Below are 9,721 nucleotides of genomic sequence, written 5' to 3' on the forward strand. Positions count from 1 at the left end.
GAGGAGGTATTCATATATTACTGGCTGTGTTATCGGCACGCTGTTGAGTTCTCAAAGAACACGCGCACACCGCAGCTCATCTCCGAGGAGAGTCACTTCCGGGGCTGTGTCAAGCTTAGAAGTCTTTCGCCGCGCTCCGTTCCGGTGTTTCCCGGCCCGTTCCGCGCTGGCAGAGAGAAATTTACACGCCGGTCCACCGAGATCCAAATCGGGGGTCATCTACCGCGTATCCGCAGCTCAGGAACCGCGCAGACGGCTCAAACCCACCAAGATCGACGCACAGTGTGACCGGGGCCACGCACATAATCTTGTATCCAGGTTCAACGCGGTGCGCTAGGCAGATGCACGGTCACCGACAGACCACCGGTAGGCACGGCCACTGCCTGCGCAAACCCGCCGTGCGCCGCCACCGCGGCCCGCACGATCGAGAGCCCGAGACCCGTGCCGGAGTGGCTGGTCCGGTCCTTGCCCCCGCGCCGGAACGGCTCGAACAGCTCCTCGACGCGGTCCGGCGCGATGACCTGACCAGATGAAGACACCCGCAGCACCGACCACTGCGGCCCTGTCTCCACCGCGGTCTCGATCCACCCGCCGACGTGGTTGTGCCGGACGGCGTTCTCCAGCAGGTTCCCCGCGATGCGCTCCAGCAGTGCGGGATCCCCGACCGCGAGCGCCGGCACGCACCGGAACACCGTGCGCAGGTCGCGCGCCTCCGCCTCGGCCCGCACGGCCTTCCACGCGGACTCCACGACAGCCGACAGATCAACCGGCTCCCGCACCGCGAGTCCGATGCCGTCCGTGCGCGCGAGCAGCAGCAACGCCGACACCAACTGCTCGGCACGCTCGCCCGCAGCGCGGACCACACCGGCCATGCGTCGCAGTTCTTCGACGTCAGCGTCCGGATCGGACAGAGTCACGTCCAGCTCAGTGCGCACCACCGAGAGAGGAGTGCGCAATTCGTGCGATGCGTTCGCCACGAACCGACGCTGCGAGTCGAAGGCCGCCTCGAGCCGGTCGAGCATCGCGTCGAAGGTGTCCGCGAGCTCCGCGACCTCGTCCCGCGGCCCCTCCAGCCGCAACCGCGACCCGAGCGACTCGGCCGACAACTTGCGCGCGGCACCTGTCACGTCGTGCAAAGGCTTCAAGACGCGGCCGGTGAACGTCCACGCCAGCACCGCGGCGGCCAGCACCATGCACGCGAACGCGATCAACCCCGCACGCAGCAGGTCTTGACGAGCGGCGGCCGTCAACGCGTCCGTCAACACGGTCACGTCGACGTTGACGCCGTCAACAGTGACGTGGCTGCCGGAAGGAAACGAGGGCGACGAGTCGAAGACCCGCCCGACCAGCGTCCACCCGAGGAAGAGCAGCACAGCACTGACCACCGCGACGAGCGCGGTGGTGAGAAGCGTGATCCGGAGACGCAGTCCCGGTCCCCGCCGGCGCATGAAGCTCAGTCCTCAGCAGATCCGTTCGAAGCACTGGGCACCCGGTAGCCGGAGCCCACGACGGTGTCGATGATGCCCGGCTCACCGAGCTTCTTGCGCAACGTCATGACGGTGACGCGCACGGTCGTGGTGAACGGGTCGGCGTTCTCGTCCCACACGCGTTCGAGCAGTTCCTCACTGCTGACGACCGATCCCTTGGCCGCGAGCAGGACCTCGAGGACGCCGAACTCCTTGCGCGTCAGCTCGATCGGCTGCCCGCCACGCGACACGGTGCGTCGAGCCGGGTCCAGCTCCACGTCCTGCGCGGCCAGCACCGGTGGCGTCGCCGGCGTCGCACGCCGAGCCAACGCCCGTACGCGCGCGACCAGTTCGGGGAACGCGAACGGCTTCGCGAGGTAGTCGTCCGCGCCCAGTGACAACCCGGCCACGCGGTCCTCGATGGTCCCGCTGGCCGTCAGCATCATGACCCTGGTGAGCGCACCGGAGCTGAGGATCTCCTTGCACAGCTCGTCGCCGGACATCCCGGGTAGGTCGCGGTCGAGCACAACCACGTCGTACCGCGTGACGGTCGACTTCTCGTGCCCGGTCTCGCCGTCGTAGGCGACGTCCACGGCCATACCTTCGCGCCTCAGGCCGCGAGCGATCGCGTCGGCCAGAGGCGCCTCGTCCTCGACTACCAGAATCCGCACGCCACAAAGGTGCCATACCGACCTGAGAAGGCGCTTAACGGCACCTTCACGCGAGCTGTCGGCGCTAACCGCGCTGGTGGTGCGCGAGCAGCCGGGTGAGCAGGCGGGTCAACGTCTGCCGGTCCTGTGCCGCGAGAGGTTCGAGCAGATCGTCCTGCGCCTGGTCGAGCGCCCTGTCCAGGCGTCGCAGCTGCTCCTCGCCCTCCTCGGTGAGGGTCACCATGTTGCGCCTGCGGTCGTGTGGGTCCTGCGTCCGCTCGACGAACGCCCTGCCCGGCCAGCTCGCCGACCGCCGCCACGACGTCGCTGCGGTCCATGTTGCAACGGCGGCCGAGCTCGGCCTGGCTGGCGACGCCGAACTCGTCCAGCGCGGCAAGGACGCGGTAGTGGTAGCCGCGCGCCCCCGCCTCCCTGAAGCCCTCGGAGGCGAGCCGATGTGCGTGCACCGCCAGCTGGGTCACCAGCCAGCTCGGCTTCCCGGCCAGGCGTGCGGGGGTCTCCTCCATGACGTCATCCTAATTCGTTGGCGCGGCCAACGACGATGTGTAATGTTGGCGGCGCCAATGTTGGCGCCACCAATCAAAGAGGGTTTCACATGTCCACGAACGCTCTGAGCGACCGCGTCGAGATCACCGACCTGTTCAGCCGGTTGTCCCATCTGCTCGACGAGAAGCGGTGGGAGGACGCGGACACCGTCTTCGACCGCGACATCTCGGTGTCCTCACCACGCAACGGCGAGCTCAACGGCCTCGACGAACTCGTCGACGTCATGCGACGGGCCGAGAACCCGGACGAGCTCACCCAGCACGTGACCACCGATGTGCTGGTGGACGTCGACGGCGACAAGGCCGCTGCCATGGCGAACTCGGTCGTCCACTTCTTCCGCGACGGCCAGGCGCCCCACCGGACCGCCGGACTGCGCCTGACCTGCGTCGTGGTCAGGACGCCTGCCGGCTGGCGGCTGCGCGAGTCGCGGACCACCCTCCTCTGGCTGAGCGAGAAGTGATCAGGACTTCCTGGCCGGCCGGTCCACCACGACGGTCGTCGCTGCCTGCAGCGCACGGAGCTCCAGCAACGCCGGGTGCTCCTCCGCCAGCCGGGCCGCGTTCAGCAACGACCGGAGCGCCGCGGTCTCCCCGCGTGCCCGCTCCAGCGCGGCACGCCCTTCCGAGGCCGCCACCAGCTCGGCCAGTGCGGCACGCCGCAGCTCACCAGGCATGACGACATCGCGAACGGCCACGTCGGAAACCGAAACACCCAGCTCAGCAGCCCGCGAAGCCACCGCGGCCAGCACCTGGGACGCGATGGCCGAGCGCTCAGCATCAACGGCCGAGTGTGCGCGCGTCAGGACCGCGCCGCGCAGTGCCAGCTGCACCGCCGTGTAGAGCTCAGCCTCGGGCTCAGCCGACGCCACGACAAAGGTCGTCGGCGCAGACACGGCCCACCGCACCACAACGGTCACACGGACCAGCACGCCGTCAGACGTCGGCACGTCCTGAGCGGCCGGGGTCATCGTGCGCGGACGAACGTCGACACGATGCAGCACGACGTGCCGCGGCAGCTTGTGCTGGCCGGGCTCCACCTCACCCACCAACACGCCACGGTCGAACCTGACGCCCCGCTCCCACGGGAACAACGTGTGCTTCATCGTCTCCACCTCCGTCCAAGCAGACCACGACCCCGGCCGGCGAGACGTCGAGGCGGGAGTCCACAAGGGACTCACAAAGCCCGACATCCCCGTGTGCGACCGGGGTCGTGGCGTTCAGGGTTCGAACCTGATGCTTCTAAGGCACCCAGCACCCGCCTTGATCGCGGTACCCGGACGAGGGAGTCCTGCCGGGCCGCAGTAGCGGACGCGAAGTGGAGGGTAGCCGAACTACTTCTCCGCGGGCTCGTCGATTTCGACCGGCAGGCACTCCAGCCGCGAGGCCCACTCCGTCACGCGGCGCGCCACGTCCTGCGCGGTGATGCCGCACAACGCCAGCACCTCTCCACGCTCGCCGTGGTCGTGGAACCGTTGCGGCAGCGCGATGTCGCGCAACGGGACCTCGATGTCGGCGTCGCGCAGGCGGCCGCCAGAGCGGAACCGAAGCCACCGTGGCGGCCACCGTCCTCGACGGTCACGACGAGCCTGTGCGACGCGGCCATCTCCACGAGGTCCACCGACATCGGGTAGATCCAGCGCGGGTCGACCACGGTCACGCCGATGCCCTGGTCCTCCAGCCGTTGCGCGGCCTCGAGACCGAGCTCGCCCAACGCGCCGACCGTCACCAACAGCACGTCGGTGCCAGAGCGGCGCAGCACGTCAACGGAACCCACGCGCTCGAGAGCGGGGAGGTCCGCGCCGACAGAAGCCTTCGGGTAGCGGATCACCGACGGTGCGTCCGAGATCGCCACGGCCTCGCGCAGCTCCTCGGCCAGCGTTCCGGCGTCACGCGGCGCGGCGACGTGAATGCCGGGGATGACGCCGAGGATCGACATGTCCCACATGCCGTGGTGCGACGCGCCGTCAGGGCCGGTGACGCCCGCGCGGTCAGCACGACCGTCACGCCCTGCTCGTGCAGGGCCACGTCCATCAGCAGCTGGTCGAACCCCCGGTTGAGGAACGTCGCGTAGACGGCCACGACGGGGTGCAGGCCACCGATCGCCAGACCGGCGGCGGAGGTCAGCGCGTGCTGCTCGGCGATGCCGACGTCGTAGAAGCGCTCCGGAAACGCCTTGGCGAACGCGTCCAGGCCGGTGGGTCCCTGCATCGCGGCGGTGATCGCCACGACGTCGGAACGCTCGCGGCCGATCTCCACCAGGGAGTCGGAGAACACGTGCGTCCAGGTGCGCTTGGACGGCTTCAGGTTCTCGCCGGTGATCGGGTCGATGACGCCGGTGGCGTGCATCTGGTCGGCCTCGTGGTTCTCGGCCGGCGCGAACCCGTTGCCCTTGCGGGTGACCGCGTGCACGATCACCGGTCCGCCGAACGACTTCGCGCGCTGCAGAGCGGACTCCAGCGTCGCCATGTCGTGGCCGTCGACCGGGCCGATGTACTTGAGGCCGAGGTCTTCGAACATCGCCTGCGGCGCCAGGGCGTCCTTGATGCCGCGCTTGGCGGCGTGCAGAGCGGCGTAGAGGGGCTTGCCGAAGAACGGCGTGTGCTGCAGCGCGCTCTTGCCCTTCTCCAGCACGCGCTCATAGCCGGGACGCAGCCGCAGCGTGGACAGGTGGTCCGCCAGACCACCGATCGTCGGCGAGTACGAGCGGCCGTTGTCGTTGACCACGATCACGACCGGACGCGTCTTGTCCGCCGCGATGTTGTTCAACGCCTCCCAGCACATGCCGCCGGTCAGCGCGCCGTCGCCGACGACCGCGATGACGTGGCCGTTCTGGCCGTTGATCTGCTTGGCCTTCGCCAGGCCGTCCGCGTAGGACAGCGCCGTCGACGCGTGGCTGTTGCCCTGCACGTCGTGCCGCGGACTCCGCGCGCGACGGGTAGCCGGACATGCCGCCCCGCTGCCGCAAGTCGTCGAAGCCGTCGCGACGGCCCGTGACGATCTTGTGGACGTACGACTGGTGCCCGGTGTCGTACACGATCGGGTCCTGGGGCGAGTCGAACACGCGGTGCAGCGCCACGGTCAGCTCGACGACACCGAGGTTCGGGCCCAGGTGCCCGCCCGTCTTGGACACCTTGTCGACCAGAAAACGCCGGATCTCGTCGCACAGCTGCTTGAGCTGCGCGTCGTCCATCCGTTTCAGATCAGCTGGTCCGTGCACGGACTCCAGCAGGGTCACCACGCCCACCTCACTCCTGAAGACTTCGGCTCAGTCTACGGAGACGCGACTGAGACGCTTTGTCACCTCGTCTCAGGTACGAGCAGGGCGATGCACTCCACGTGGTGCGTCATCGGGAACGCGTCGAACGCTCGCAGGCCGGCGAGCCGGTACCCCTGAACTGTGAATTCGGCCAGGTCGCGGGCCAGCGCGGCGGGGTCGCAAGCCACGTAGACCACCCGTTCGGGACGGCGTCGTGCGACTTCAGCCACAACAACCTTGCCCGCCCCCTTGCGAGGCGGGTCCAGCACCACGACATGAGGATCTTCAACGGGCAGTCTGCGCGTCACGGCGCGCTCCACCTTGTCCGCCACCCACTCGACCTGGGACATGCGGCGGAGGTTGCGCCTGCCGTCCTCCACGGCACCGGGGAAAGACTCCACGACCAGCACGGATCCGGTCTCGCCGACCTGCCGTCCGAGCACCGACGCGAAGAGCCCCGCACCGCCGTAGAGGTCCCATGCGCGCTGGCCCGGCTGAGCCGCGGCCCACTCCCCCACGACGGACGCGAACGTGTTCGCCGCAGCCGGGTGGACCTGCCAGAAACCTTCAGCCGAAACTCGCCACTTTCGTTGGGCGGCGGTCTCCACGGCCGTACCGGTTCCGGCGCGTCGCACGGTGTGTCGGCCGCGCACCTCACCCACATGCAGGTTGCCGTCACCGTCCTGGACGATCGTCAGCTCCTGCGCTCGCCACTTTCGGTCGACGACCGCCTCGACCATGCCCGGCCGGGAGATCACACAGTGGTCGATCGGGATCACATCGTGGGAACGGGTGCCGCGGAAGCCAGGCCTCCCGTCGCTGTCGACGGCCATCCGGATCCGGGTCCGCCACTCCAGCGGGCCACCCGGCAGCGCCTCCACCACGACGTCACGGTCGATCTTGCCGAGGCGGCTCAGCTGCTCGCGGACGACCTGAGCCTTCAGCTCCCGTTGCGCGTCCCACGACACGTGCTGGAAGTCGCAGCCACCGCACATCCCCGGTCCGCTGAACGGGCACGGCGGCTCGACGCGGTCCGGTGACGGCTCCAGGATCTCCACGGCGTCCGCACGGCAGAACGACCCGCCGTTGTCCTCGTACACCGACGCGATGACGCGCTCGCCGGGCAGTGCGTGCCGCACGAAGAGAACGCGTCCCTCGTGGCGTGCAACGAAATGCCCGCCATGTGCGACCGAGCCGATCTCCACTTCGAACTGTTCGCCAGTCCAGTCTTCCTTGGCCGGGCTCATCGGTCGTCCAGTCCCCTTCGGACAGCGCCCGGCGCGATGACGTCCTTGTCGCGCACCTTTGTGGACGACACGAGCTGCCACGGCACGCTGACCACCATCACACCGGGCTGGAACAGCAGTCTTCCCTTGAGCCGCAACGCGCTCTGGTTGTGCAGCAACTGCTCCCACCAGTGACCGACGACGTACTCGGGAATGAACACGGTAACAACGTCGCGCGGATTGTCCGTCCTCACGCGCTTGACGTAGTCGAGGACGGGCTTGGTGATCTCGCGGTACGGCGACTCGATCACCTTCAGCGGGATCTTGAAGTTCTCCTTCTCCCACGCCGCCACGAGCTTGCGCGTGTCGCCGTCGTCGACGTTGACCGTGACGGCCTCCAGCACGTCCGGACGCGTGGCCTTGGCGTAGGACACCGCACGCAGCGTCGGCATGTGCAGTTTGGACACCAGCACCATCGCGTGGTTGCGCGCCGGCAACGTGCGCACACGCTCCTGCTGGCGCAGCTCCTCGGCGACGGTGTCGTAGTGCTTGCGGATCGCCGTCATCAACGCGTAGATGGCGGCCATCGCGGCGATGGCGATCCACGCGCCCTTGGTGAACTTGGTGATCAGCACGATGATCAGCACGGTCGCGGTCATGACGAGACCGAACGTGTTGATCGCCTGCGACCGCCGCATCCGGTTGCGCGCCTGCGCGTCGGTCTCGGTCTTCAGCAGTCGCTGCCAGTGCCTGATCATGCCGAGCTGGCTCATCGTGAACGACACGAACACACCGACGATGTAGAGCTGGATCAGCCGGGTGACCTCGGCGTCGAACGCGATCACCAGCACGACCGCGAAGCCGGCCAGGAACACGATGCCGTTGGAGAACGCGAGCCGGTCGCCGCGGGTGTGCAGCTGCCGCGGCAGGTAGCGGTCCTGGGCGAGGATCGAGCCGAGCACCGGGAAGCCGTTGAACGCGGTGTTCGCCGCGAGCACCAGGATCAGCGCGGTGACGCCGGTGATGAAGTAGAAGCCGGGCGGGAAGTTGTCGAACACGGCCGCCGCGACCTGGGCCACCATCGTCTTCTGCTCGTAGCCGGGAGGGGCGTTCACGATCTGGTGCGCCGGCGACTCGGCCATCCGCACACCCGTCAGCTGGGCGAGCACGATCAGGCCCATCAGCATGACGACCGCGATGCCGCCCATCAGCAGCAGCGTCGTGGCGGCGTTGCGGGACTTGGGCTTGCGGAACGCGGGCACGCCGTTGCTGATCGCCTCGACACCGGTCAGCGCCGCACAGCCGGACGAGAACGCGCGCATCACCAGGAACACGAACGCCAGGCCCATCAGGTGGTCCTGCTCGGCGTGGATCTCGATGTTCGCGCTCTCCGCGCGCATCTCGTCGCCCAGCAGGAAACCGCGAACGAGACCCCATACGATCAGGCCGAAGATACCGATCATGAACGCGTAGGTCGGGATCGCGAACGCGCTGCCGGACTCGCGGATGCCGCGCAGGTTGATCGCCGTGAGGATGATGATCGCGGCGACCGCGAACTCCGCCTTGTGGGTCGCCACGTACGGGATCGCCGACCCGATGTTCGCCGCCGCCGCCGAGATCGACACCGCGACCGTGAGGATGTAGTCGACGAGCAGGGCGCTCGCCACGGTGAGCCCTGCTCTGCGCCCGAGGTTGACCGTCGCGACCTCGTAGTCGCCGCCGCCGGACGGGTAGGCGTGCACGTTCTGCCGGTAGCTGGCGACGACGGTGAGCATGACCACGACGACCGCGACCCCCACCCACGGCGCCAGGGCGTAGGCGCTCAGGCCCGCCACCGACAGCACCAGGAAGATCTCCTCCGGCGCGTACGCGACCGAGGACATGGCGTCGGAGGCGAACACTGGGAGGGCGATGCGTTTGGGGAGGAGGGTGTGAGCGAGGCGATCACTGCGGAACGGCCTGCCCACTAGGAGGCGTTTGGCAGCGGTGGCGAGCTTGGACACGGCCAGAGCGTAAGGGGTCCGCTCACCGGGTCGGGTTAATGCTCGGTAGGTTCTGCGCAGAGTTCGCCTGAGGAGGCATGTCGTGCACGTGGTGATCATGGGATGTGGCCGGGTGGGAGCCTCCCTGGCCAGGGCCCTCGAGCGACTCGACCACCAGGTCGCCGTGATCGACAAGGACCCGCAGTCGTTCCGCAGGCTCGGCAGCGACTTCCACGGCCAGCAGGTCGTCGGCAACGGTTTCGACCGCAACGTCCTGATCGAGGCGGGCGTGGAACGCGCTGGCGCGTTCGCGGCGGTCTCCAGCGGCGACAACTCGAACATCATCTCGGCGCGGGTCGCGCGGGAGACGTTCGGCGTCGAGCACGTCGTCGCCCGCATCTACGACCACAAGCGCGCCGCCGTGTACGAGCGGCTTGGCATCCCGACGGTGGCGACCGTGCCGTGGAGCACGGACCGGTTCCTGCGGATGCTGCTGCCGGAGGGCGCCGCGACCGCGTGGCGCGACCCGTCCGGCACCGTCGCGGTGCTGCCGATCGAGTCGACGAGGCCTGGGT

General features: G+C 68.5%; 8 protein-coding genes and 1 pseudogene. 2 read left to right on the forward strand and 7 right to left on the reverse strand.

Annotation, left to right across the window (positions count from 1 at the left end; all coding sequences use genetic code 11):
* Window positions 1-320: 320 nt before the first annotated feature.
* From FXN61_RS43125 to FXN61_RS56030, 3 genes are all read right to left on the reverse strand, one after another.
* A complete protein-coding gene (locus FXN61_RS43125; RefSeq protein WP_167979619.1) occupies window positions 321-1,448 on the reverse strand; it encodes a sensor histidine kinase in 1,128 nt (375 codons plus the stop codon).
* Window positions 1,449-1,453: 5 nt separating this feature from the next.
* The gene (locus tag FXN61_RS43130) at window positions 1,454-2,137 is read right to left on the reverse strand and encodes a response regulator transcription factor (protein WP_167979620.1); all 684 of its coding nucleotides are present in this window, start codon (window positions 2,135-2,137) and stop codon (window positions 1,454-1,456) included.
* A gap of 64 nt (window positions 2,138-2,201) precedes the next feature.
* Window positions 2,202-2,360, reverse strand: a complete 159-nt coding sequence (locus FXN61_RS56030; protein ID WP_312878443.1) for a hypothetical protein — start codon at window positions 2,358-2,360, stop codon at window positions 2,202-2,204.
* A 372-nt stretch (window positions 2,361-2,732) separates the two neighbouring features.
* Here FXN61_RS56030 and FXN61_RS43140 point away from each other — a divergent pair, with 372 nt between their 5' ends.
* Entirely contained in the window at window positions 2,733-3,143 is a 411-nt protein-coding gene (locus FXN61_RS43140) for a nuclear transport factor 2 family protein (protein ID WP_167979621.1), read from the forward strand.
* Here the strand turns inward: FXN61_RS43140 and FXN61_RS43145 are convergent, their stop codons facing one another.
* The 4 genes and pseudogenes from FXN61_RS43145 to FXN61_RS43160 all read right to left on the reverse strand — a co-directional run bounded on the left by FXN61_RS43145 (window position 3,144) and on the right by FXN61_RS43160 (window position 9,167).
* Window positions 3,144-3,785, reverse strand: coding sequence for an SPFH domain-containing protein (locus tag FXN61_RS43145; protein WP_167979622.1), 642 nt, complete (start codon window positions 3,783-3,785; stop codon window positions 3,144-3,146). It lies immediately after the preceding gene.
* A gap of 228 nt (window positions 3,786-4,013) precedes the next feature.
* A pseudogene (dxs, locus tag FXN61_RS43150) lies at window positions 4,014-5,917 on the reverse strand (1-deoxy-D-xylulose-5-phosphate synthase).
* Window positions 5,918-5,979: 62 nt separating this feature from the next.
* Entirely contained in the window at window positions 5,980-7,185 is a 1,206-nt protein-coding gene (locus tag FXN61_RS43155) for a class I SAM-dependent RNA methyltransferase (RefSeq protein ID WP_167979623.1), read from the reverse strand.
* Complete coding sequence (locus FXN61_RS43160; RefSeq protein ID WP_167979624.1) at window positions 7,182-9,167, reverse strand: APC family permease; 1,986 nt, start codon at window positions 9,165-9,167, stop codon at window positions 7,182-7,184. The genes FXN61_RS43155 and FXN61_RS43160 overlap by 4 nt, the downstream gene beginning before the upstream one ends.
* A gap of 82 nt (window positions 9,168-9,249) precedes the next feature.
* Between FXN61_RS43160 and FXN61_RS43165 the strand changes: the two genes are divergently transcribed.
* The coding region (locus tag FXN61_RS43165; RefSeq protein ID WP_167979625.1) for a potassium channel family protein at window positions 9,250-9,721 on the forward strand (472 nt) is incomplete at its 3' end.

It is taken from the genome of Lentzea indica (assembly GCF_012184385.1).
GTDB lineage: Bacteria > Actinomycetota > Actinomycetes > Mycobacteriales > Pseudonocardiaceae > Lentzea > Lentzea indica.

Coding starts and splice junctions, on each gene's coding strand:
- FXN61_RS43125 (WP_167979619.1), bottom strand. CDS start 1,448: ATGCGCCGGCGGGGACCGGGACTGCGTCTCCGGATCACGCTTCTCACC.
- FXN61_RS56030 (WP_312878443.1), bottom strand. CDS start 2,360: ATGGTGACCCTCACCGAGGAGGGCGAGGAGCAGCTGCGACGCCTGGAC.
- FXN61_RS43140 (WP_167979621.1), top strand. CDS start 2,733: ATGTCCACGAACGCTCTGAGCGACCGCGTCGAGATCACCGACCTGTTC.
- FXN61_RS43145 (WP_167979622.1), bottom strand. CDS start 3,785: ATGAAGCACACGTTGTTCCCGTGGGAGCGGGGCGTCAGGTTCGACCGT.
- FXN61_RS43155 (WP_167979623.1), bottom strand. CDS start 7,185: ATGAGCCCGGCCAAGGAAGACTGGACTGGCGAACAGTTCGAAGTGGAG.